The 24236-nt window shown below is 35.8% G+C and carries 32 protein-coding genes; 14 read left to right on the forward strand and 18 right to left on the reverse strand.

Translation table 11 applies throughout. The features are described 5' to 3' along the window. Positions 1 to 366 (reverse strand): hypothetical protein, encoded by a 366-nt coding sequence (locus H6W53_RS09905; protein WP_185206559.1) that lies wholly within the window; start codon positions 364 to 366, stop codon positions 1 to 3. Positions 367 to 443: 77 nt separating this feature from the next. Then, positions 444 to 3494, reverse strand: coding sequence for an SIR2 family protein (locus H6W53_RS09910; RefSeq protein WP_185206561.1), 3051 nt, complete (start codon positions 3492 to 3494; stop codon positions 444 to 446). Positions 3495 to 3765: 271 nt separating this feature from the next. On the opposite strand from H6W53_RS09910, the gene H6W53_RS09915 reads away from it, so the two are divergent. After that, the gene (locus H6W53_RS09915; protein ID WP_185206563.1) at positions 3766 to 4113 is read left to right on the forward strand and encodes a hypothetical protein; all 348 of its coding nucleotides are present in this window, start codon (positions 3766 to 3768) and stop codon (positions 4111 to 4113) included. A 312-nt stretch (positions 4114 to 4425) separates the two neighbouring features. Here the strand turns inward: H6W53_RS09915 and H6W53_RS09920 are convergent, their stop codons facing one another. Next, positions 4426 to 4656, reverse strand: coding sequence for a helix-turn-helix domain-containing protein (locus tag H6W53_RS09920; RefSeq protein ID WP_072958016.1), 231 nt, complete (start codon positions 4654 to 4656; stop codon positions 4426 to 4428). Positions 4657 to 4837: 181 nt separating this feature from the next. Here H6W53_RS09920 and H6W53_RS09925 point away from each other — a divergent pair, with 181 nt between their 5' ends. Genes H6W53_RS09925 through H6W53_RS09945 form a run of 5 tightly spaced genes read left to right on the forward strand, consistent with a single transcriptional unit; the run spans position 4838 to position 7294 of the window. Beyond that, positions 4838 to 5413 carry a tetratricopeptide repeat protein gene (locus H6W53_RS09925; protein ID WP_185206566.1) on the forward strand — a complete coding sequence of 192 codons (576 nt, stop codon included), beginning with the start codon at positions 4838 to 4840 and terminating at the stop codon, positions 5411 to 5413. A gap of 17 nt (positions 5414 to 5430) precedes the next feature. Continuing rightward, a complete protein-coding gene (locus tag H6W53_RS09930; RefSeq protein WP_185206568.1) occupies positions 5431 to 5811 on the forward strand; it encodes a hypothetical protein in 381 nt (126 codons plus the stop codon). Continuing rightward, a complete protein-coding gene (locus H6W53_RS09935; RefSeq protein WP_185206570.1) occupies positions 5792 to 6427 on the forward strand; it encodes a hypothetical protein in 636 nt (211 codons plus the stop codon). Before H6W53_RS09930 ends, H6W53_RS09935 begins: the two co-directional genes overlap by 20 nt. Before the next feature lie 38 nt (positions 6428 to 6465). After that, entirely contained in the window at positions 6466 to 6852 is a 387-nt protein-coding gene (locus tag H6W53_RS09940) for a hypothetical protein (protein WP_185206572.1), read from the forward strand. Next, complete coding sequence (locus H6W53_RS09945; protein WP_185206574.1) at positions 6845 to 7294, forward strand: RadC family protein; 450 nt, start codon at positions 6845 to 6847, stop codon at positions 7292 to 7294. The genes H6W53_RS09940 and H6W53_RS09945 overlap by 8 nt, the downstream gene beginning before the upstream one ends. 168 nt (positions 7295 to 7462) lie before the next feature. On the opposite strand, the gene H6W53_RS09950 is transcribed toward H6W53_RS09945, so the two are convergent. Continuing rightward, complete coding sequence (locus tag H6W53_RS09950) at positions 7463 to 7720, reverse strand: hypothetical protein (protein WP_185206576.1); 258 nt, start codon at positions 7718 to 7720, stop codon at positions 7463 to 7465. Positions 7721 to 8077: 357 nt separating this feature from the next. On the opposite strand from H6W53_RS09950, the gene H6W53_RS09955 reads away from it, so the two are divergent. From H6W53_RS09955 to H6W53_RS09990, 8 genes are all read left to right on the forward strand, one after another. Further along, a complete protein-coding gene (locus H6W53_RS09955) occupies positions 8078 to 9328 on the forward strand; it encodes a site-specific integrase (protein ID WP_113636611.1) in 1251 nt (416 codons plus the stop codon). A gap of 575 nt (positions 9329 to 9903) precedes the next feature. Next, a complete protein-coding gene (locus H6W53_RS09960) occupies positions 9904 to 10977 on the forward strand; it encodes a DUF932 domain-containing protein (RefSeq protein ID WP_002978543.1) in 1074 nt (357 codons plus the stop codon). 51 nt (positions 10978 to 11028) lie between these two features. Beyond that, complete coding sequence (locus H6W53_RS09965; RefSeq protein ID WP_002978541.1) at positions 11029 to 11436, forward strand: hypothetical protein; 408 nt, start codon at positions 11029 to 11031, stop codon at positions 11434 to 11436. Positions 11437 to 11438: 2 nt separating this feature from the next. Continuing rightward, positions 11439 to 11936 carry a hypothetical protein gene (locus tag H6W53_RS09970; protein WP_185206578.1) on the forward strand — a complete coding sequence of 166 codons (498 nt, stop codon included), beginning with the start codon at positions 11439 to 11441 and terminating at the stop codon, positions 11934 to 11936. Then, positions 11926 to 12120: a hypothetical protein gene (locus tag H6W53_RS09975; protein ID WP_047095570.1), complete on the forward strand. Its 195-nt coding sequence runs from the start codon at positions 11926 to 11928 to the stop codon at positions 12118 to 12120. Before H6W53_RS09970 ends, H6W53_RS09975 begins: the two co-directional genes overlap by 11 nt. A gap of 333 nt (positions 12121 to 12453) precedes the next feature. Then, entirely contained in the window at positions 12454 to 13605 is a 1152-nt protein-coding gene (locus tag H6W53_RS09980; RefSeq protein ID WP_002978533.1) for a HEPN-associated N-terminal domain-containing protein, read from the forward strand. Beyond that, on the forward strand, positions 13605 to 14180 hold the full coding sequence (locus H6W53_RS09985) for a hypothetical protein (RefSeq protein ID WP_185206580.1): 576 nt from the start codon (positions 13605 to 13607) through the stop codon (positions 14178 to 14180). Before H6W53_RS09980 ends, H6W53_RS09985 begins: the two co-directional genes overlap by 1 nt. Before the next feature lie 29 nt (positions 14181 to 14209). Further along, positions 14210 to 15190 (forward strand): bacteriophage abortive infection AbiH family protein, encoded by a 981-nt coding sequence (locus tag H6W53_RS09990; RefSeq protein WP_002978529.1) that lies wholly within the window; start codon positions 14210 to 14212, stop codon positions 15188 to 15190. On the opposite strand, the gene H6W53_RS09995 is transcribed toward H6W53_RS09990, so the two are convergent. From H6W53_RS09995 to H6W53_RS10060, 14 genes are all read right to left on the reverse strand, one after another. Further along, positions 15187 to 15636 (reverse strand): response regulator transcription factor, encoded by a 450-nt coding sequence (locus H6W53_RS09995; RefSeq protein WP_034722103.1) that lies wholly within the window; start codon positions 15634 to 15636, stop codon positions 15187 to 15189. The two genes, H6W53_RS09990 and H6W53_RS09995, sit on opposite strands and share 4 nt — an antisense overlap. A 274-nt stretch (positions 15637 to 15910) precedes the next feature. Further along, positions 15911 to 16210, reverse strand: a complete 300-nt coding sequence (locus H6W53_RS10000) for a helix-turn-helix domain-containing protein (RefSeq protein ID WP_113636605.1) — start codon at positions 16208 to 16210, stop codon at positions 15911 to 15913. After that, complete coding sequence (locus H6W53_RS10005) at positions 16191 to 16502, reverse strand: helix-turn-helix domain-containing protein (protein ID WP_113636603.1); 312 nt, start codon at positions 16500 to 16502, stop codon at positions 16191 to 16193. Before H6W53_RS10005 ends, H6W53_RS10000 begins: the two co-directional genes overlap by 20 nt. A 157-nt stretch (positions 16503 to 16659) precedes the next feature. Next, positions 16660 to 17460, reverse strand: coding sequence for a TIGR02391 family protein (locus H6W53_RS10010; RefSeq protein WP_047095547.1), 801 nt, complete (start codon positions 17458 to 17460; stop codon positions 16660 to 16662). 27 nt (positions 17461 to 17487) lie between these two features. After that, positions 17488 to 17763, reverse strand: coding sequence for a hypothetical protein (locus tag H6W53_RS10015; protein ID WP_047095548.1), 276 nt, complete (start codon positions 17761 to 17763; stop codon positions 17488 to 17490). A 131-nt stretch (positions 17764 to 17894) separates the two neighbouring features. After that, positions 17895 to 18344, reverse strand: a complete 450-nt coding sequence (locus H6W53_RS10020) for a DUF3872 domain-containing protein (protein WP_047095549.1) — start codon at positions 18342 to 18344, stop codon at positions 17895 to 17897. Between the two features lie 11 nt (positions 18345 to 18355). Further along, positions 18356 to 18916, reverse strand: a complete 561-nt coding sequence (locus H6W53_RS10025; protein WP_113636601.1) for a conjugal transfer protein TraO — start codon at positions 18914 to 18916, stop codon at positions 18356 to 18358. 26 nt (positions 18917 to 18942) lie between these two features. Beyond that, positions 18943 to 19842: a conjugative transposon protein TraN gene (gene traN, locus H6W53_RS10030; protein ID WP_113636599.1), complete on the reverse strand. Its 900-nt coding sequence runs from the start codon at positions 19840 to 19842 to the stop codon at positions 18943 to 18945. A gap of 24 nt (positions 19843 to 19866) precedes the next feature. After that, on the reverse strand, positions 19867 to 21204 hold the full coding sequence (traM, locus tag H6W53_RS10035; protein ID WP_113636597.1) for a conjugative transposon protein TraM: 1338 nt from the start codon (positions 21202 to 21204) through the stop codon (positions 19867 to 19869). Then, a complete protein-coding gene (locus H6W53_RS10040; RefSeq protein ID WP_113636595.1) occupies positions 21191 to 21475 on the reverse strand; it encodes a nitrogen regulatory IIA protein in 285 nt (94 codons plus the stop codon). Before H6W53_RS10040 ends, traM begins: the two co-directional genes overlap by 14 nt. A gap of 17 nt (positions 21476 to 21492) precedes the next feature. Further along, entirely contained in the window at positions 21493 to 21921 is a 429-nt protein-coding gene (locus H6W53_RS10045) for a hypothetical protein (protein WP_113636593.1), read from the reverse strand. 12 nt (positions 21922 to 21933) lie between these two features. Then, on the reverse strand, positions 21934 to 22557 hold the full coding sequence (gene traK / locus H6W53_RS10050; protein ID WP_024566594.1) for a conjugative transposon protein TraK: 624 nt from the start codon (positions 22555 to 22557) through the stop codon (positions 21934 to 21936). Positions 22558 to 22576: 19 nt separating this feature from the next. After that, positions 22577 to 23572: a conjugative transposon protein TraJ gene (gene traJ, locus H6W53_RS10055; protein WP_100075699.1), complete on the reverse strand. Its 996-nt coding sequence runs from the start codon at positions 23570 to 23572 to the stop codon at positions 22577 to 22579. Positions 23573 to 23575: 3 nt separating this feature from the next. Continuing rightward, positions 23576 to 24208 carry a DUF4141 domain-containing protein gene (locus H6W53_RS10060; RefSeq protein WP_047098910.1) on the reverse strand — a complete coding sequence of 211 codons (633 nt, stop codon included), beginning with the start codon at positions 24206 to 24208 and terminating at the stop codon, positions 23576 to 23578. Positions 24209 to 24236: the final 28 nt, after the last annotated feature.

The following is a 24236-nucleotide window of genomic DNA, read 5'->3' on the forward strand; positions in this document are numbered from 1 at the left end:
CTATTCTATTTTTGTATATAATCTATCGAATCCATCAAAATTCAGTTTACAAACCATCTGTATTGGTGATTGAGATATAAATGTTCTACACTCTAAAATAACCTCATCAATATTTTCAGGAACTTCATTAGAGTTATAAACTTTAAAATATAGTCTTACAATTGTGTTTTCAGAATCTTGGAGAGTTTTTATAAGTTTTATAGCATAAAACGTTTCAGACTTATCATTAACAATGATTGCCAGTTTGGACCAACTTGAGCTTTCATTTATTTCGATAGTTATTTTTTTATTGTCATTTATAGAATATGGAGCAATATTAGTAGATTCCCAATAACCATTAATATGTTCTCTGAGTTCGTTAATCATAGTTAAATGTTTTTTGTAATGATGGAATTATAATATTAGGATTTGTGTTAATAAATATTCATTGAATATCAATTTTATTATTTTATTAATTTAAAATAAATTTTCATTAGCTCTTCATCTTCATTATTTGTAAGATAATTTCTTAAAGCAGTTTGAATGTAAGGAACTTTTTTAAATTCATTAATATAAACATCAGAAGAATTATGTTTTAGCCACAAAGGATTAAACAATACCGTAGGGTATTTAGATAAGTTTAAAAGAAATTTAAAGTAGTTGTTTTTAATTGAGATTCTATTAATATTTTTTTTATTTATTTTTTTTATATAAATAAGATAGAAAAAGTTCAAAACTGAGTAATCGTAATGACCATCTAAATAATCATCATTATCTCTTTTTTTTAAGTATTCTTTAATAAAAGATAGATATATTGTAAATACATCACTGTTTTCATCAAAAATTTCATTTTGAAATGCTAAAAAATATGAGTATTTGTGTGGAGAGCTGTCTTCTCTTGTCAGATGTCTATGCAATTGTGTTTTAAAAATTGCTCTATTTTCTTCACTAAGAACTTTATATACAATATCATATTCACTAAAATTTTCATCAAAATTAAATTGTGTTATATCAAAATTATTCAATGAAAAATTATCATCCTTTATTCGTAAGAATTGTAATATTTGTAAGAAATTTGCGTCATATTTTTTTTGTTGAATATATATATCCAGTATTTTTTTTACAATTTCTACATCTATTTCATCCTGTTTTTCAACTAAAATATGTCTTAGATATTTATATTCAAATCTTCTTTCGGGAAATTTTATAAACTTTATAAAATAATATAATTTTTCAAATAGCATATTCAAACTTTCTTTTGGGAATTTGAAATAAGCCATTACAATTAGAATATTATTTAAGATGCTGCGAATTATATCTGAAAAATCATTGTCTGACACTAACTTACCTATAAAAATATTATTTTCAGATATTGAATGTCCCCAAAAATTACTTTCAGTAAATGATGATGAAAAAAAGTTAGAAAAATTATTTATGATTTTATTCAGTTCTTCTTTGCAGATTTCAATTTCCTTTAATTGATTATCTTTTATTGATTTGAAGAAATCTTCATGTCTTGCTTCGCTTACAATTAGAGTTATGAGAAAATGGTCGAAATAATCTAAATGAAGGCTTCCAAAGTTTGGGAAATTTCTTTCTCTTTTAATAAATTTCATTGAATAGCCTACAAGGAAAGCATTTATAGACTTTTGGTATGCGGTAGAAATCATTGAATATCCATTCCCAATAATAAAATTGTCTTCAATGAAATTTTTCAAATTTATATTTGATTTGTATAAATTATTAAGATTAGAGTTTGAAGCATTCCCACCATTTTCAATTAAAGATTTTGTTTTTGGGATTTCACTATATTTTGCATCAATTTCATCACAAAGATTCTGTATATAAATACCGTTTTTGATTTCTTTTAAAAATTCAAAAACTTCTTTATCAACAAAATATTTAACTTTATTTAATTCAGAATCTATATCAATATTTTCAGTCTCAGCTTTTATTTCATTTATTTCCTTTTTATCTACAGTACCACCGTACATAAAATGAGATTTTTTACCAAGTCTATACATATTGAACTTGGCAAGAAATGAAACTTCAAGCCTTTTTAACTTATTTGCCTTTACTAAAATTTGTTTGTATGAAACATAGGCTTTGTAAAAATCATTTAATTGAACAAATCCATAAGCATAAGAAAGATCTTCTTCGAGGTCTGAATTTTCAGTGATGGTATAATTGTCTAATTTGATAATTGCATTATTAAAATCAAATTTATCTATACAGCAATTTATACATTCACAGCTTTCATTTTTTCTAATCTTTTCAAACAAATCAACGGTTGTCTTTCTATCTGGAGAATAGAAATGAAAACTATCGGGTTTTTCAGTGGGTTTTGCAATATAATAAATACCGGAAAATAAAAGTCTATTCAAGATAAAATTTAGTTTATCTTTCTCATCCTCAGAGAAGTTTTTATCATCATAGCCTTTGTACTCTTCAATCAGATTATATAATTCTTCATTGAAACAAGTTAAAATATTACCCATTAAATTGGCTTCTCCCGAATGGTTTTTACTTCCTTTGTTAATTGGATATAAGTTTGTAATAAAATTAGAAGGTAATATTTTGAAATATCTAAATCTAATTAATGAATTGTAAAGCTCATCTATTATTTGCTGTCTGTTCAATTTATCTCCACAATTATTCTTATGTTTATATAAATCAAACTGTTTGATATAATTTAATAGATGAAAAACTTTTTTACTTTTATTAGAAAGGTTGATTTTATCATCTCCAAAATTCTCTAAATCATTTATTTCTTCTTTTGCTTGATTATAGTTAATAATGTTAATACCTAAATTTTCATAATAAAGTTTTTCAGTTTGGGATATGCTATCAGAAATATTAATTAGATATGCACGTTGGTGATGTTTTTTCAGAATATATTGAATTTCTCTACTTAAAATTTTTAAATTAATATCCGAAAAACTATAACCTATAAAGAGGATTATTTTATTGCTAAAAAGAGATTTAACAAAAATTTCTTTTAATGTATTAAGTTTAGAGAACTCTAAATAATCATTTTCTTTTAAAACAATATTATGATTTTCAAAGTCGCCATGATACTTTATCAATAAATTTTTAAACTTTGCATAAGGTAAATCTTCATCTTTTACCACAACAGAAAAATCTAATCCTTCATTTTCTATAATTTGTTCAAAGAAATTATCATAATTAGTTGTAATAATATGTTGCGGATTTAATTTAAAAATCATTTCATGAAGATTATTATATTTTTCAGTACTGTCTTTATATAGCAGTTCTTTTACAATATCATAATATTCTTTCTCTCCTTTTTCATTGTAGAGTAATTGGGCTATTTTTAGTGCATCATCACCTCTTATTTCCTCATTTAAATTCTTCTTTATTCCTTCAAGCAAAGTTCCCCAAAGAGGAAGTCCTGAATCAAGAGATATTCCTGAACCAGCAAAGATTACCAATCTGTCAGTAACTATAGCTTCTTTTAGAATTGATATTTTATTTTTTATTTCACCATTCATCATTATAAATTAGTCATTGTTTCTTCTATTTTTTAAAAGTACTCAAAATCAGTGATTTTTTTACTAAAAAAAAATTCTTGAAAAAAATTCTTTAAGAGCCAATCCCCTTATAATAACCCCCACCCATCTTTAGGAAAGGAAAACCTCTCCCCACCATTTATAAGAATATAAAAATTTTACAGGAACAATTATAAATTCGAGTTGAAAGCTGGGTTTATTTGTGCTGTTTAATTTTAATTCTTGTGGTGTTATTTCTAACTCAAAATCAAAAACAATGGTAAGAATTATCAATTACAAAAGAAGAGTAGCAGAGAACAAGGAGTTCTTTGTACTTGAAGTTTCAGGAGGTATTGAGATGGTATTAAGCAAAACTACAGGAACGTATTATGCCACTTCTAAGAAAGCCACAATTACCTCCACATTCGACGAAGAAACCTGTAAATCTTTAATTGGCTCAGAATTTCCTGGTTCAATTGTAAAGGAAGAGTGTGAGCCTTATGAATACACTATTCAAGACACAGGAGAAATCATTACGCTATCTCACAGGTATGTTTACAGAGCAGAAGAATTAACTACTTCCAAAGTATATTCAGCTCCAGGTAACTTATCAATGGTAGATTAAATTGCCTAAAATGTCCAAATTTTACTGTAGAGTCTTATATAGGTTCAGGTAAAATCTGGACATTTTATTTTAGCTGCACAAAATTTCCTTTTATATAATATAGTGTAAGGAAAAAATGTGCAGGAGAATTTAATACTTCATCTGAAAATAAATATTTGGAATCCAGGTGGAAAGCGAAAGCATTCACAATTATTCGTTTCTTATCTGAGTTTTACCTGGAGGCATATATATGCTTTGTTGCTCTTATATCAACAAAGTACAAGCTCATCCTTTTCCAGGTGTTATGTAGAGATAGTTATAAATAGCCAAAACTTACTCAGGTAAAGTTTTGAACTTTAGAATCTCAAAGGTTTCAATTTCTAACTTTTGAGCAATAATGTGCAAAGTATATGCAGTAGGATTGGTATTCCCAGCTTCTAACCTTGACATATTAGACTTTTCAAAGTTACATAAAGCCGCCAATTCAACTTGAGAAATGTTCTTTTTTTCTCTAAGCTGTTTTATACGCTTTCCTATTGCAACTTGATATTCTTTTTTATCCACTTTGGCTGAATTAAACAATAATTAGAATGCACTTTAACTACGGAAAACCGTAAGGAAAAGTGATAAACTCTAACTCTATTTGTTTATTGATATTAATAGCCAAAAGTGGTCATAAATGATAATTGTATGGTTATCATAAATGATACATTTACTATATTTGAAAAACTTTAAAAATTATAAAATGAAGAAAATATTACCCTTATTACTATTCCCAGTTTTTTCGTTAGCACAAACAGCTTTTAATTCAGGTTTCAATGATGGATATAAAGGTGGATATTGTTATGACAAGGGATTAAATTGTCAAAAGCCAATTCCTCCTATTGCTCCTGTTCCAAATGCAAATGAAAAGAGTACCAGCTATTATGATGGTTATAACAGAGGTTTTGCAGAAGGCTTGAATAAAGCAAAGGAATCTGAAACAGCTAAATACAAAACTTCTTCTGGTGAATTTATAGAAGACAAAATGTACAATCCTTATCAGAATATTAACAATGTAATTGAATTAGCAATCCTTTTGAAAGAATCAAAAGGTGTTGCAATAAACCACCTGGAGGATGGGAATTATCAAGCTGTTGCTGATATCTGTTATGCAGGATTAAAGATTTCTCCTAAAGATTCAGAGTTTATGTTATTACTTGCTCAGGCTTATAGGGGCAGTGATAATTTGGAACAAGCTCTTAAATGGTATAAAAAAGCCTATCAATACAGGAGAGGAGATAATAATCTCAAGGAACTGATTAAAAGCTTAGAGAAATAATAATTAAAAGTATAGTAATGAATCTTGACTTCAACAATGCTTTCTATTACATAAGCTTAATTGTCATTGGTGCTCCTGTGATATACTTTCTTACAAAGTCTGGGTTTTCATATCGGGAAGAGAAAAAGACAGTTTTAATATCAATCTCTTTAACTCCAATCTTAATATTACTTTTAATGTCTGCCATTTTTGGCATAGATGAAACTACTGAAAATATTGGAGAGTTGTTTGGCGATTTTCTACACTTCATAATCTATACTGTTATTGGACTCTTCTTCTTAGGGATTTGTTTGGTTATTTTAGTTTTCCTGATAGCAGATAACAAAAAAGAAGTAGTTAATAGTATAAAAGATAGAATTTTAAAAATTAGAAAAGGAATTGGAAGAAAGAATAAATAGATCACTTAATTGTCTAAAAGAACTCAATGACAATCCTTTTACATTGCAAAAGGTTGCATTTTGGTTATATGAATACAATGATTTATACAAAGAAGTTAAAAATTATTCCGAGAATCTTTGTGAACAATGTCAGAAATGGGAACAAGAAGGATTGCCTTATGACTGTTTACAGGAAGCAGATTATTGTACTAAGAGATATAGGTATTTTACGAACTTTTACGAAGAAGTTGAATATGGTATTAAAGTTCAGGAATTAGATGCAGCCTGTAAAGTTGCAATTGAAGAATACAAAACCTACAACAATGATTCACAATTAAAAGAATGGTTGATAAAGTACTTTGATATTGGTTACAACAAACTGGCTATTTTCTATTATGACTATTTGGATTATAGTGTTGATAATGATGAGGTAGTTCATCCTCACTTTGGAAACTCGCCAATAGGAGAATTTGGAGTTTGTATTGACAGAAAGTATTATGAGAACCTTATTGAATTTGATGATGTATTTAAAATGCTATTTTATGAGAGAAAAATATATCCAGAAAAACTAAAAGAAATAGAAGAGGAAATGCAGAAGATAGTTGCACCTATAATTCCAATTCCTAAAATTGATTAACGCCACCTTTGAGGTGGTTTTTTTATACCCTTACATTAATGAAAAACAATATTTATGATTACTTAATTTTTAAACTTGACAGTGAATATACAGAATACGAATTTGACTTAATTTCTATTCCGCCTTATGAATTTATTGAGAATGGATTGTCATTAGAACCTTATGAATATTTTGGTGAGATTAATGAAGTCTTAGAACTAAGAACAAAGCACATTCTTATGTATTTTAATGCCGATGTATTGATGAGAGTAGAATTTCTATATCCAGGTAACATTTTAGATTTTTTAAAACAGAAGTTAGAAGAGATGCAGGATATTGAGTTACCAGAATATATGATGTTGATTCTGAGAAAGGATAAGAAATTCTCTGTATTAATGTATCAAAATAAGCTATTACAAAACAATTTAAACCAAAGAAATGAATAACACTATATCAGAAGTTTCCGAAATCCAGGTTTCTTACAAACCTAACAAAATGGTAAGTTCAAAGATTGCTACAAGCTTTGATGCTGTTCAAATTATAAGAAAGTTTTGGAATGAAGAAACAATAGAAATGCAGGAAGAAGTAAAAGTAATCTTGCTTAATAATTCTAACTGTGTATTAGGAATCTATAATTTATCCAAAGGTGGAATGACAAGTAGTTTAGTAGATATTAGACTTGTATTATCAGTAGCACTAAAATGCTTAGCTCCAGGTATAATATTAGTTCATAATCATCCAAGTGGAAATTTAAAACCAAGTTCAGCAGATTTGAACATTGTAAAGAAATTAAACGAAAGCTGTAAACTTATGGATATTGCTTTGGTTGATAGCATCATAATCACAAAAGAAAACTACATGAGTTTTGCTGATGATGGATTATTGTAGTGTTACTAAAAAGGAGTAGTTTTAGGCACACATTTATTTAAAGGTAACAACAGTGGTTGAAGGAGCTACCCTGGAAAGGTAGTATACGGGTAACTGTATCGAGGGTTCGAATCCCTTCCTCTCTGCAATATAAAAGCCTATGTAAAGATTAACATAGGCTTATTTTTTTTAGAAAATATTCAGTTTACCAGCAACGCACTCCACAAACTCTTTTCTAGGTTTATTTCCCGGAACCGTCCGACAGCATGAGGAGATTGCTTCTCTTATCCTTAATTCTGAAATCTCAGGATGTTGTTTTCTAATTTTACGAACTAAATAATCTACTTCCCATGATTCTGTACAGGCAAAAAAATTAGCATCTCCTTTTTTCTTTTTACGGTCATCATAATCTGACCAATCATCTTCTAAAATTGTTCTTTTGGACATAATTTAATATTTATTTGGTTAATCATAACAAATGTATTCATGATTTATAAATTTTATTTACGGTAAACCACATTGTAATTCTAATTTTTTTAGTAAAAAAAGATTAGTAAAAAGCAAAATTAAGCCAAACGGTTAAAACCTTTGCTATACAAGGCTTTATAAAAAGAGTAGTCTTAGTTCGGAAGTCGGTGTCTGATAGTTTTGGAGCTTAAATTGACAAGGTTAGGTTACTAATTCGTTACCGATTGACAAAGGTAACAGTATGGCTTAACTGATTATATTTCAGTTTTTTGCACCCTTTTCTACATTCCCTTGTAACTCAATGTAATTTAATTTTAAACGTTAAACATTTGAGTTATGGAGCAGACAAAAAAATCGACGTTCAAACTGCTTTTCTATTTGAAAAAGAACGAACTGAAAAAGAACGGTAATGCGCCAATTATGGCCCGTATTACCATTGACGGAACCCCTAAAACTTTCGGAACAAAGTTAGAAATTGACCCCAATAATTGGGATTTGAAACACGGAAGAGTTCAGGGCAAAAGTGTGCAGGCATTAAGCATCAATAAAAGACTGGATAACATACGTGGGCGTATCGACAAGATTTATGAAGATATGTTGAAGCACGAGGGCTTTGCAACCGCCCAAAAAGTAAAGCTATCGTTCTTGGGTGTTGGTGTAATGGATGATGCTATCCTAAAAGTTTTCAACGACCAAAATGAGGATTTTAAAAAATTGGTCGAAAAGGAAGAACGCTCACAAAGCACCTACAACAAGTATTTCACGGTTTACAATCATCTTACCACCTTTATAAAAGAACGCTATCATCGTGATGATATGGCTTTCCGGGAATTGACTGGCGATTTTATCCGGGAGTTTGATTTTTACCTCCGGTACGACTTACAGTCTTCGCATAATACGGTTTGGGTGTACACGATGCCCGTATTAAGTCTGGTGGAACTGGCTATTAAAAAAGGCTTGATACGTGATAATCCGTTTCAGGATTACGAAATCAGTATGGAGGAAACCGACCGGGGTTATATCCTTAAAGAAGATGTAGAAAAGCTGATGATGTGCGTACCGTCCCATCCACGGTATGAACTGGTAAAAGACCTGTTTATTTTCAGTTGCTTTACCGGACTTGCTTATGCGGATATTAAGAAACTGACAAGGAACAATATTCAATCATTCTTTGACGGTCATCAATGGATTATCAGCAGGAGAAAAAAGTCAGATATTGCTTCTAATGTTAGGTTAATGGAAATCCCTAAGTGTATCATTGAGAAGTATCAGGGTACGACAAGGAATGAATTTATCTTTCCGGTTCCGACCAACGCCACCTGCAATACTCACATAGGTAAATTGGTTGAAAAGGCAGAAATTATTACCGAGCAAAAAGTAACCTTTCACACGGCAAGGCATACTTTCGGAACAATGTTTTTGACCGAGGGCGTACCGCTTGAAAGCCTTAGCAAAATGATGGGGCATAAAAACATTTCCACCACACAGATTTACGCTAAAATCACAAGCCAAAAAATCAGTAAGGATATGGATTTGGTTACGCCGAAATTCAAGGCTATGGAAGAAGCATTTATGATGGTAATCTAATCAGTTTCTATTTAATCACAATGAGCAGAATTTAACGGTTCTGCTTTTTTATACCCATACTTCTTGTGTAGGTAAAGCACATTTACTTTCCCACTACCCAGTCCAACGCTGTAAAAGAGCTTATACCTACTTGCTAAATAGAAAATTGAAAAGCGAAGCCCTTATCTAACGCCCCTTGCTATTCCGTTTTTCAAATCTCTATTACAGGCTATGATAGCCTGGTCATTAATGCCATAAAAATTTAGAACAGAAAATTTCCACAATCAACCGGTAAAAAGGCAGCTAAGTTATAGCGGGCAGCCATCCCACACGCCCAACCAAAAGACTACGGCATAATGGCAAGGCAAAATGTTGGCTTCGCCGAGCTGCTGTGTGTTTCCTTGCCACCCTCCGGGACTTATTCCGTTTCCTTTTGGTTTTCCGCTTAGCCCGCTTGGATTATCTGCTTTCTTTTTTCCGGTTTTTCTTTTGGAAAAATTTATGCGAAGCGAAGCGGAGCAAACCACAACAGGAAGCGGGAAACGAGGAAAGCGAGTGAGTAAATAACATTTTTCAAACATCAAAATTTTAGCATTATGGCACACAACATCAATTTCAACGAGCAAACAGGACGTCATTCATTCTTCAGCGTTCAACAAAAAGCGTGGCACGGTTTGGGGCAAATCGTAGAGCAGTACCCAACAAGCGAGGAAGCAATAGTACACGCAGGTTTAGATTACGAGGTTATCAAATCCCCACTGTTTACACAGGGCAGAACAATGAGCATAGGCGACAGCGGAGAACTGATTGAAGCCAACGACATCTTAGTACCTAACAGTTTCGCCACACTTCGCACCGACACCAATACACCGTTAGGCGTAGTAGGCAAAGACTACCATATCGTACAAAACCGTGAGGCATTTAATTTCTTTGATGCTATTGTAGGTGGAGGCGAGGGAATATTGTACGAAACCGCAGGGGCATTGGGCAACGGGGAACGCATTTTTATCACTGCCAAGCTACCCGACTATATCCGTGTAGGTAACGGCGACGACGTAACAGAAAAGTACATTTTCTTAACCACAAGCCACGACGGTAGCGGAAGTATTACCGCAGCATTTACCCCTATCCGTATCGTATGCCAAAACACCCTTAACGCTTCATTGCGGAGTATGACCAACGTAGTGCGTATCAAACACACGTCAGGAGCAAAACAACGCCTTGAAAACGCTCACAAGGTTATGGGACTTGCCAACACCCTAAGCACACAGTTAGAGAACATTTTTAATGACTGGGCTAAAGTAAGGGTAACAGACCGAGAAGTAAGAAAGCTAATCCAGTTGGCACTTTGCCCGAACAAAGAAACGTTTAACCTGCTCAAAAAAGGTGCGGAAGATGAAGTTTCCACCGTGTTCAAAAACACCGTAGATGATGCCTTTGAATACGCTATGATAAGCGACACCCAACAAATGGCAACTACCAAAGGCACATTATTCGGGACTTACAATGCCGTTACAGGTTACTTTCAGAATGTACGCAATTACAGGGATGGCGAAGCCAAACTACAATCCATTGTAATGGGCGGTACAGCACAGCTAAAGACACAAAAAGCCTTTGAACTGTGTACAGACTTTGCCTATTCAGGAGCAGAGATTTTCAACTTCAATTAATCATCAAAGGCGACTGCCTGCAAAGGTGGTCGCCTACTAAAAATAAAAGATATGAAAGCATTAGATAAAATGGACAACCTCGATAAAGCGGGCTTGTTGTGCAAACTTTTTCCCGCAGAACTGGAGAACCTGCAAAACGCTATAAAAACGCAATGCGACTACTTCCTGCAAAATGAAACAGCATTCCGTGAGGGTTGGTATCAAAAGGGATTTTTCACCGCTGAATTTTGGTACAGGCTTGTGCAGAATGCACAAAAAGGAACAGCCCAAAATGAACCTCTTTGGAAACGACCGAACTGGTTTACAGACCATTTTTTTGACGGACACAATTCAATTTTCGCTATTCACTGCCTGATTGAATATACAGATGATGCACAATGCGACCCGCAATTAAAACAGGCGATACACCTGCTTTTCGGGAGCGACAAATTTTTACAGATAACCTTAAACGATAAATAATTATGGCTAATTGGTGCAACAACTGGGTTATTTTTGAGGGAACACCCGAAGCAATCGAACAGATAACACAGCTATTCAAATCAATGGCTGAACAGGAACATAAAGACGACTGCGGGCAATTACCCGATTTCGTACAGGACACGCACGGAGATTATTTCTACAATATCAGTCAGGATAATGAAAGTGCGGGCGTGTTTCAGTATGAAACAAAATGGTCGCCAAACACGGAAGCGGTAAAGCAGATAGCCGAACATTTCAAAGTGAATTTCACACAGGACTATGAGGAATTAGGATGCTTAGTATATGGTCAGGCAATATTTGAAAACGGCATACTAAACGACACCTGCTTAGATAGCCAGGACTTTGACAGTTACGAATTAGACGATGAAACAGATACCTACCATTTTGAGGGCAAGGAGTATGACAGCGAGTGGGAAATTCTCGACACATTGTTAGAGCGTAAAATGGCTAATGCTAAAATTCAGCACAATGAAAATTAGAGATAAAAACGGGAACTGGATTGAGGTTACTGACCTTAAAAAAGCTATTCAACAAACTGGGTGGTATAAAGAATATACGCATAATCCACCTGTGAAAAGCGACAAGGAAAGGCAGGCATATTGGACAGATATGCACAAGAAATTAATAGCTTTAAGAGAACAGTTAAACAAGCCGAAAAATTAAAACACCGTACGACCCAAAAAGTCGGGCGGCAAAAAGACAGATCCTCCCGATGGTCGGGCAGTCTTTTTGCTTTAAATGGGAGCAATCCCCTTTAGTAAAATGCACCACTACACAATTCCTTTTTCTTCTCCATTTTACCAAACAGGTTGCAGCGTTATTGTTTGGGATATTCATTATCCCAATGATTGGTTAATAATAATAATAACTTCCTTTCTTAATCAGCGAACAAAGAAAAGACACTGACTAATTGATTTTGAATTTTCATAAATCTGGGTTAATGCACTTTTTTAAATTTGCTAAATTTGTTTTATAGCAAAAACTGCAAATTAATATATGGGAGGAGTTAAACAGAGATGGCTTGAATTAGAAAGTAGAAATTTAAGCAATATTCCAGATAAGAATATTTGTATCAAACATTTTGATGATAAAAGCATTAATCGCTTTATTAGGCAAAACTATCACGATGGTTATTGTGATTATTGCGCTAAGGAACTAAAAGTAGTTTCTCTTGAAGATTTAATGGAATTTATTATGGATGGTATTTCAAATTTCTATGAAGATGCCGCCAACTTTATGAGTTACAATTCAAGAGAGGGAGGTTATCTTGGAGAAATCTATACCCCTGACGAACTTATACAAGAACACATAGAGTTAAATGCTGAACCTTTTGAGGTTATTGAAGATATTGTTAATTCAATTGAAGATATTGCTTGGGCTCAACCTGACCTGTATTACGACAATATTAAAGATGATTTAGAATTTCAGTGGAATTACTTTAAAGAAATCATCAAACATAAATCCCGCTACCTTTTTTCATCAGCAGACAGCAGCCTTCCTAAAGCCTTGCAAATACTACAAGAGGTTGGTAAACTTATATCAAAATTAAATATAATCAGGATTATCCCGGCAGGAACAAAACTTTATCGTTGTAGACAACACGACTTCAAAACAAAAATTATAGATTTTAACGAAATCACTGCTCCCCCTAACAAAAAAGCAATTTATCCAAATAGGTTTAGTCCTTCAGGAATATCAATGTTTTATTCCGCTTTTGATGATGATACAGCAATTTTAGAAACAATAAGCAGGACAGATAAATACAAAAGGTATGTAACGATTGCGGAATTTGAAACCTTAGAAAATCAGGTTGTTGTTGATTTTAATAAGCTCCCAAAAATTCCAAGTATTTTCGGCATTAAGGACAAGAAACGATATTACCTTATTTTATTTCTATACTCATTTGTAAGGGATATAACGCAACAAATTATTAAGGATGGTAAAGAACATACCGAATACGTTCCAACTCAAGTTGTGACTGAATTTTTAAGGTATCCATTCAATAAAAATAGGAAGAATAAAATATCGGGGATTATTTATCCCTCATCGCAAAATAGAAATCATCAATCGGCAGTGTTTTTTTGGGATGACGAATTAAGTAGAGAAAAAGTAAAATTGAACACCTTAAAAAGAAAGAAAATTATTTAATGAAAATTGACAGTGAACATATTGTAAAGCAATCTGAAGAGTTTGCATTGAATATAGCCAAGCAAATTTCAAAAATAACAGTTAGACCGTTCTGTGAAATTTCCTTTCATTCATCGGAATATAGAGATAGGAAAACGCTCTCAAATTATTTGCATAAAATTCCTAAAAGCGACAATCCACTCATTTATATTATTCAGATTAAATCCCCGAAAATTTTAAGCACGCTGATTGATTATTTTGAAGATTTTCAATCAGCAAATAAGCTAAAAGTAAAGAATAAAGACCGTGTTAACCTTTCCCGGTACAACAAGACTTCATCAGATATATTATATGTTGGAAGCTCAACGACTGATTTCAAGACAAGAATTAAGAACCATCTTGGCACAGAAGGAAATCGGGTTTATAGTTTGCATTTATGCAAGTGGGACAATTGTTTAGAATACGATTTGAATATTTTTGCATACGAAGTCATTTCAGAAAGCAATGAAATTATTGAACGTTTCATTGTCGAAATTCTTGAACAGCAATTTTGGGATAAGTTAAGCCCGATATTTGGAAAACGAAGTGGTTTATAACCCAAAAAATAGATTAAACAACTGAATTAATGAAAACATTATACGTTATTGGTAATGGATTTGACATCCATCATAAATTAGACACAAGGTATCAAAGTTTTGCAAACTACTTGGCTGAAAATGATAGTGAGGTTTATGAACTCTTATTAAATTATTATGGACTTCCTGATATTACAAATCCTGAATTGACAGATGAAGAGTATGCGTTATGGTCAAGATTTGAGCAAGCCTTAGCTGACTTGGATTATTTATCGGTATTGGACGATAATTCCGACTTAATTGCTCGCCCTGGTGCTGAAGATTTTCGAGATAGAGATTGGCATAGTTATCAGATAGAGATGGAAGAAATCATTAAGGATTTAACGACCACTCTAATTAGCGACTTTAATAAGTTTATTCTTGAAGTCAAATACGAAAGTATTTCTGATGATGTGCTAATTGACTTAGAAGACGATAGCCATTTTTTAAATTTCAATTATACTAAAACACTACAGGAAAGCTACGGCATTCCCGAAGAACGAATAACCTATATTCATAACAGAGCAGATATAGACAATTGTACTCTTATTTTAGGACACGGAACTGACCCTGCAAATTTTGATGAGAAAGAAGAAGAACCGCCACAAGGATTAAGCGAAGAAGAATTATACGAATGGCGTGAGCAAAAGGCTGATGAATATGACTATTCTTATGAAAGTGCCAAACAAGAAATACTATCTTATTATACAAAGGCATTTAAAAATACGGCTTCAATTATCGAAAACAATATTGTTTTTTTTACCAATCTTACTGAAGTTGAAAAAGTTATTGTCTTAGGGCATTCTATTTCAGAAGTAGATTTAAAATATTTTGAGGTATTAAAAGCCAAACTAAATGAAAATGTAATTTGGAATGTTTCGTATTACAGTGAGCTTGAGAAGCAAGCACATAAAGAAACACTATTGCAACTTGGAATAAATAACAACAATATTGTCCAAATAAAAATTACAGATTTAAAAAAGCAATCTTAGTTATTAGTAAAGTATTCCTGTGCAAATTTTGCTATTCCCACACTAAAATATTTACCACCATTAGTAACAACCTCAATGGCTTTCTTAAAATCATACACATCGCTACCAATAAGCAAATAGCCCATAAAACCCATTTCCAAAAGAGATTTTACGACTTTTTCAGCATCAATATCACTATGCCCAATCAGTTTAATGATTGGGTATAGTGTCCTTAGTTCTTGAAGCTGTGCCAGCACATTCTTATCGTAAAAATCAAGGTCAATAATACAAATTTGGGGAAGTTCCTTTAATGCAGACAGTTGAGATATTCCGTCTTTAATGTCTTCCGAACGGAACAATACGTCAATTCCTGAAGTGACAAGGTCGTTATAGGCTAAATCAACTATTAGGCGTTTATCGTTGATAAATGCAATGCCGATTGCTTTAGGGGTATTTACAGTTTCCATACTACCAGTTTTAATGTTAGTGTAGCCCTGCACAAAAAAGAAAGCGCAGGCAACCACACTTACCGACATTGAGGCACTGGTATACCCGACAACGAATAAGCGAGCGCCCACGCCTATAACGTGAGCGTTCCTACTTATCTGTCCCGTTGTCTTAAAAATTACCAGTTTTCAATGTGGGACTTAAAGCAAAAACACTTTAAGTATTTCTATATTTTCAAAAGCAAAGATACTAAACTCGTTCTGATACGAAAGTATTAATCTGTACTAAAATTGGCTATTTGTTATTTGTATTATTGGAGATATAGTTCCGTTCCAGGATTGTCAGAATATCACTCTCCTTATAAATTATTTTGCCCCCTATCTGTATATAAGGCAGGATATTATCATCACGGTATTGCTGTAAAGTCCGTTTGCTGATATGGAGCAGTTTGCATATATCTTCGCCAGAAAGATAAATTTCTCCATTCATTACAGGACGATAGTTTTTCAATATACTTTCGATACGGTTTCTTAGCTGCGTTATCATCTCTTGATTAGCAACGATTTCTTCATTATCATTCGTGAATAAATCCATTTTCAACAGTATTGTATGGATGTCCGGCTTCGAGTAAAACCTGTACATCCGAGCGTTTATAATAATTCTTGCGGTTCAGTCTGGAAGAAGGCAATAACCCTTTATCTTTATAAGTCTGCAAAGTCCGCTTGGTAATATTCATCATTAGGCACACTTCTTGATTATCGAGCCATTTTTCTTTTTTGAAAATTGGCGTGTATTTTTTCGTAGCATTTTCGGTTAATTCCAAAAGTGCTTTTAGCTCATTTTTCATTCCCTCCAGTACGGACTTTTGTATTGCGATTACTTCCATTTTTTGCTCAATTTTGCTGTGGAAGTCGAATTTAAATAAGCTTGTCGCTGTGTTGAAAAATGTTGTAGTGTTTGGCTTTGAAAGGAAGTGTTTGACGGTTTACCGCCCTGTGCAAATAAAAAATCGGATAGCTTTTTGAACTATCCGATTTTCTTAATTATTTAAGTCCTGTTTTATAAGTGTTATCAAGTTTGTTGTGGATTATTGTTGCTACAACCAAAACTTCTGTCATTTGTGAAAGTTGGGTATCCTCCAATATTTTTGGATTATGCGCTTTTGGATTTCTGTACATAGAAAAAAATCCTTTACAGAAATTTCCAAAGCCTTTATGTTCACTTTCCTCACTTGGATTATTCAGAGTATTAAAAGCAAGCATAGGTCTTTTGTCTTTTCCCAATGCAAAACAATCATCAACTAAATCTGCTCCGTCTGAAGTATAGCCACTTTTTTGCCTAAGCCTTTCTGCGACACTTTTTGTAATTTCAAGTATAGCGTGAAAATAGTTTTCCTTCAGCCATTCAGCTTCACAGTAAGGCAAAATTTCTGAATGAACTCCAATACCGTGTACTTTTTCTTTGATTTTAAGTGACCTGCTTTTAGCTTCGGAAATGGTTTTAGCCCTATCAACTTGTCGGGGCTGTCCACTTTTATCTATTTCTATACCTTCATAAACGAGTTTTTCATTGAGAGTTGTTCTGTCTTTTTCAAATTCATCTTCGGAATTATACCTTTTGGGATTTAATAATCTAACAACAAATGCCAATACATTATTTCCACATCTGTCTTGTATTTGCCTTTCTTTTAAAGCATAGAACAATCTGTCTGTTTTGTTTGTACCATTTTGAGATTGGGAAATGCCAGCACCAGATAAATGTTCTGTAATTTTTGTATGTGTTAGCATATTTGAAATAATATCTGATATATTTCGTAGTGTTATGTCATCGAAGGATTTTGTCATTTTATAATTTTTCTCTTTTAAAACTACCTATATAGGCTTTTGTATCTCCACATTTTGTTGTTCTTTATCTTCTTTCTTCTCACGGGAATAAACCCAAAGCGACAATAACCCGAATATCATTAGTGCATAAGATATCCATTTACCAATCTTTTCAATCAATTTGATAAAAACCGAACTCTCATAAGATGAGAAACCCTCTGCTCCCATAGGGTTGCGTCTGTAAAACTTTCTCCGGTTAATCCAGTAACGAAGTCCCAAGCCTGCAACCAAAAATATTATTCCGCTAACCAATGATGCAACCATAACAAAAACACTTTATTTCTACTGTTTGAATTTACAAAAATATTTGTTTCAATCTGTAACGATGTGTATTAAATACGAAAACGGCTTACCTGTCAGATAAGCCGTTTTTTTTATGAAATGACCTGTAATTTTTAATCACTACTATTAAACTGGAAAGTTATCTGTTTTTCATTTCCAAAACCATCCGAAATCCAAACATCAAAAGATTGTGATACGGTAGATGTTGAAGTGTAATACAACCGGAACTGCTCCGTTGGCAATTGATATAGGTCATTGGGCTGATACGGCGGTTCATTGTAGTATTGCAACGTTCCCTGCCCATCAAACTGGAAATAGCGAAGGAAATACTGCGTATTGCTGTAATTGCCTGTACGCTGTATGGTAATGCGTATTTCTACGGTCTGCCCGTTGGCAACATCTTTAGGCACTGGCATTACATTGACCTCAAAAGGAAAATTGTTCTGTATTTCGAGTTCATCATCTTTGTTGCAAGATACCAACGTAACCGAAGCTGTTAGGATTGTCAGGAATACATACAACGGCAGTAGCCCTGTTCTGAATTTATTGAATATTGCTATCATTGTTTTACGTTTTAAAAGTTAAACTTTAATCCCACACCTGCGGATGGACGGAACTGTTCCAGATCCGTCCCCCACAAAACTTTTGTACGCCCTTGTAGGACTAATACAAAACGGTCGGACAGGTAGGTTTCAAAAATGAGGCGACCGCCTGCTCCGTAGATAAAATTATCTTCGCTCAATATTTTCGCACCGTCGTACAGCATCGCTTCGCCCCGGTTGATGGCTTCGTAACCGACCACACCTGTTACAGCGAAATTCAGCGTGATGTTCTTTCGGGCATCGCTCAACAGGAAGAAGCTGTAACCACCCTCTGCGGAATAGGTTTCCTGCGGTATGCGGAGGTCTTTATACTCGTGGTACTGGTGGGTATATTCCAACGCCCAAAGCTGATAGTTGCCGTTCTTACCGTTTACCGTCATTGCTGCGCTGATGTAGTAATCATTGCCAATCTTATCATTTGACATTACACCTGCACTTATTTCCAATCCTTTCTGCTTCGGCAGCATCCTTTGCGCCTGTGCAGCCGTAATGCCTATCAGGACAAGCAGCACGGTATAGATATACTTTTTCATTTTCTTGTTATTGCTTTAAAGGGTTATTAAAATTTCAGGTGCATATCGTCAATCAAACGGGCTTTGATTAAATCGGAATTTTCGACCTGCAATGTTTGATGCCTGCCGCCGTTCTTCTCAAAAATCTCAATCAATAGCACCTTGTCATCAGCAATGGTAAACTGGTCTAACAGGAACACGTTTTGTTCAGTCGATTTTCCGGCAATGCCGTCCAATGGCTTATAAGTTCTCAACGGCGTTAAAGGACGTTCCTGTACTACGGTGCGTTTCGCTACCTTTTTATCCACTACTTTGAAATTGATAAAATCAATCTCGAAAGGCACATTGGTACGGTTCCTTAATTCCGTATGGAAATAGTATTTGCCGTTGTGTATGTAAATGCCTTTCAGAATAAACTGAATGCCGAAACTCTTAGCCCCGATATGCTTTACTATGCGCTTATCTTTGTTGTAAATGGTTTCCAGTAACAAGCCCGCCAGTGAGGGCGAATTGTTGCCCAGTTCCTCAAAAAGCACATCGTTTCCTTTGGCTTTGTCCACTGCCTTTTGCATCGTGAGCAGGTCATAGCTCAATGCCTCCGGATAGGAACTGTAATACACGTTGAAGCTGTAAAAACGCCCGTCATTAGTAATAACTGAAAAATTGGTTTCCGGCTCAAAGTCCCTTACCGATGCTTTTACACGTAACACGTTTTCCGCATCTTCAGCCTTACCTGCAATCAGGTATTCGCTGCCCAAATCCACGTAACGAATGGCGGTCGGGAAAATCAGGTGCGACGTTTTATCGTAGGTAACTTCCATACGGTACGGTTCTATCTTGCCCAATGCAAGCGGTGTTTTTGCAGTTGCACTGTCCTGTGCATAAGTTGTAACGGCAAAGCCGAGTATCAGGGTAATAGCCCAAAAGGTTTTTAAATAATTTTTCATTGTTTTAATTATTTGAGTTCAACATTATTTTTTCGATACGAGGAAGACCTGATAGCCCGCTTTCAGCGTAACCTTTGGCGTTCGTACTTTCTTGGCGAAATAGCCCGAAATACCCTGTACTACGCCACGGCTTAGGTCTGCGGCAACCTGCTGTCCGGCATTCTGCGTAAGCATTACACTGGTTCCACCTGTTTGGCTCATATTACCCGCCATTTCGGTAAGGGCGTTCATTTCCGGCGAATACGGAACGTATAAGCCTTGCTGCCCGTCCAAATCGTAAATGGTTATATCTACCGGGATGATATTGCCCTCCAGTTCTACGGAGGTAACTTTTAATTGCAGCCTGCCGTTCTGAAATTTGGCATTAGCCGTTACAATCGTCCCTTTGGTGATGGTACGTTGCGGAGTTTTGGCAGGCTCTAACAGTCGTAAGCGCACACCCGTTTCGCCAACTACCGTTTGGGCTTCGTGTACACAGGCTTTGATACTGTTTTTAGGCTGTACTGCCTGTTCAATAGAACCTGCGGTATAGAACCCACGGTTTTTGGTTTGGCTCCAATCGGCTGCAAAGGCACTGTCTGACGGTTCACGGTATAGGGCTGAAACAATATTCTTTCTTGTTGGTATGAACGATACAAATTGCTCTTTTTGATTTGCACCCGCAGCACCCGGAGCAGCACCATTGGCAGGAGCAGCATTTCCGGCATTGTTGTTTTGCGGAAGATACTTTGCTGCCATTTCATAGGATTTCTCCATTAATTTGAGTTGGTCGTCAACGGTGGCCACAGGTGGCACATCTTTTTCCGACAACTTTGCTTTAAGTTCGTCCACTTGCTTACGCAATTCCATTGTTTCAGAATTATTGTCCTGATAGAATGAACCCAGTGTGCTTTGTGCATTCCGGTAACTGTTCAATGCAGGATTGCCTTGTCGCCCTGAAGTTCTGCCACTACCGCCTAAACCGTTGCTTTCGTTTTCTTCAGGTAAACTATCTTCATTGTCAGCAGATGCACTGTCTTCAGTATTCCAATAATCAGAAAGCGTGGTCAGCGCATTGCGCTTTTCCTGCTCTTTGCGTTCGAGCATTTCCTGCTCATACGCCTTGCTTTTATCGTCGGGCATTCCTGCTCCGGTAGCCTGCGGCACGGCATCGTTCAGTCCGATGTTCTCTACCGCCTTTTTATCTTCGGACGGTTTAAATATGAGGTACATACAGCCAAGAAATACCACACCCATCAAAAGGAATATGATTGGCTTTTTGAGCTTTTCTTTATTACTCTTTTTATTATCCGGCAGATTTGATGCTCCGTTTTGGTCTTCTCCCTCAACGATAAAGCTGACCCTTTTTTCATTTTCTTTCATAAATCTGATTTTTTAAAATTGTTGATACACTATCCTGCAACCTTGCAGGATTTTTACTTTTGAGAACAGGGTTTTCGATATGCTCTATGACCATACCGTTACCGGACTTTGAGGTATCGTACATCACTTTGCCAATGACTGCTACGGTAAGCAGCAGATAACCCACAAAGAAGTACAGCGTATATTGGTGCTGCTTGCGTAAGGGCAATGCCCGCCAACGGTCGTCCAACTTGTCAAAGTACCTGTCCATATTTGCTCTTAATTTTTTCATAGCCTTACTATTTTGTGTTATAGCTTGAAACGCTTAGGACTTTTACCCGCCTGTTGCTTCGGTGCATCATTTACCATTGCGACCGCTTCCGTTAATTTGGGTGCGGACATTACGGACAAGTTTGCTAGTTCCGATTTTTTGAGCAGTTGCCCAAAGCCGTCTTTCTTCGCTACCTCCATACGGCTCAATGAGAATTTGCCATTCAGGTACTTTACCCACATACTGCATTCTACACGGGGATTGTCATCGCCCGACCATTGCAGGTAGCCTGTCAGCAGTAAGTCCTGCTTAGGCAAAGTATCTGCACCTTTTTGGCAGTTTTCGAGGTATTCGCTGATGCTGTCTTTCAGCTTTCCGGCATACGCTCCCTGCGTATGGAAATACCCGTTATATCCTTTATCAGTAAGGATTTTTGCGAACGTGCTTAAATCTGATAATGCTTCCATAAGATTGTTTTTTTAGCGTTCGATAACCTCTATATCCTTATTTTCCACGACTGCAAATTTTTCAATATTGAAGCCCTGCGGATTATTGTCGGAACGAACGGAGTTGACGAGATAGCAGGAAGTAATCAGGTTTCGCCTGGTTACATTGCTTGACCGGATAATGAACTGTTTGGCATAGGTGCGCACTGCATACGGGTAATTGTCGAAGTTGCACACGACACTATCCACCTCTATGCGTTGCTGCACATTCCCTGAAATGATACGGCTGTAATAGCCCTTTTCCGACAAGTCTTTGTAGTAATCGAAAGCACTTTTATCGGCAAGGTTGAACGCACGTTTCATATTGCTTTCAATAGCGTTCTTGTCGGGAGCAAGCGTAAAGAACAGTTCGTGAAATCTCCTGACGTGTTCCCTTGCTTCTACGGGGCGGTTGATGCTCGCATCCTGCGATAAAGCAAGCATCAGGGATTTGCCATTATCCAGTACATAGATTTTTTGGCGTTGTTCTTCTGCAAAGCGGTAGGAACGCCATACGGCGTAACCTACCACGCTAATGCAGAGAACCGCAAACACAATGGCATATAATCTTATCTGCCTAAAGCTGTTTTCGATATTTCTTAGCGTTTTAAATTCCATTTTTTAGAATGATTAATGTTTATTTATTCATCAGTTTACCGCCGATGTTTCCAACTGTTGAGCCTGCGCCTGCTCCGGCGATGTTTCCGGCTTTCATTGCTGTGGAGTTTACATTGCGGGTAAAGTTTCCTGCGCCTCCGGCTTGGATTACCCAACCTGTTACGGTCGGGATAGTGAAGTACCCGATGATGCCGATAATCATAAAGATGATGTACACGGTATTGCTTGTATCAGGTATATAGGTGGGGTCGGCAAGCATTGCTATATCCCTTTCTAAAATGAGGGATTGTATTCTTGCCAACATTGAGCTGAACAAATCCGAAACGGGAAGCCACAGGTAAACGCTGACGTACCTCGTGAGCCATTGCGTGAGCGTGGACTGAAAGCCATCCCATACGGAAATAGCAAAGGCTATTGGTCCGAGTATGGACAGGACTATCAGGAAAAACGTTCGTATGGTATCAATGACCAAAGCCGCCGCCTGAAAGAGTATTTCCAATAGATTGCGAAACCAATCTTTTAAGGCTTTCTCTATCTTGTAGGCTTGCCTGTCCATATACATACCCGCCATCGTACCAATGTCGGAGGGCGACCATCCCAGTTCGTCCAGTTTTTTATCAAACTCTTCGTCTGATACCATATAGGCGGTTTCGGGGTTCCTGACCATTGCCTCGTATTCCAACTGGTCTTTCTGCTGTTGCAGCTTGTTGAGGTCAAGCACCTGGTCTTCGAGTATTTGGTGGGTTCCTACCACCACCGGGCTTAATACCGCATTTATGGTTCCCAGTACAATGGTTGGGAAGAACATAATACAAAGCCCCAAAGCAAACGGGCGCAGCAAAGGGAACATATCAATAGGTTCGGCACGGCTTAAAGCCTGCCAAACCTTTAATGCCACATAGAACAATGCTCCCAATCCCGCCAAACCCTTAGCAACTGCCGCCATATCGCCTGCAAGTGGCATCATATCATCATAAAGCGACCGCAGGAGTTCGTGAAGATTATCCCATTCCATAGTTTACCAGTATTTTTGGTTAGCAGTTCCGTAGAGTTCAAGCACTCTTTGGGCATCGTTTTTCTTTTTCGCTCTTAGGTAGCTTACAGAAATGTTTTTGTTGGTGTAGTAACGTACAAGGCTGTGGTAATCCTTTACCTCTTTGTACACACGGTCAATAACATCCATACGCTCTTTGTCATTGAGTGAAAGGTCTGTGGCGGTTATAATCTGCTTCAACTCTTTTAGCAGTTCGGTACTTTCATTAAGCAGTGCAGAATAACCGTTGCCGATAGCGACCAATTCCTGCGGTGTGAAATTTGGGTCGTTCATCATCTTGCCAAAATTCTGCACGTACATTTCGGACACATCCCCGACCAACAATACCGTTTGCTGCACCTTACGGGCATCTTTTACAAGGTTGTTGATGGCTTTCAGCTTGTCGTAGTATTCCTTGCCCTGCTCGTACACTTTCTTCACTTCGTTGAAGTTCTTTATCACGTTGCTTACGGTGGAAGAAGTCTGCACGATTTCGTTTGCAGAGTTGATAATGCCCGAAGCCAAATTAGCCGGGTCGGTTACAACCCACTGGGCTTTTGCTGACGGTGCTACGGCGAGCATCAGTGCCGTACACACCAGATACAATACTTTTTTCATTGTTTCTGAATTTTTAAATTGTTAATGA

The organism is Chryseobacterium sp. C3 (assembly GCF_014218905.1).
In the GTDB taxonomy this organism is placed as follows: domain Bacteria; phylum Bacteroidota; class Bacteroidia; order Flavobacteriales; family Weeksellaceae; genus Chryseobacterium; species Chryseobacterium mucoviscidosis.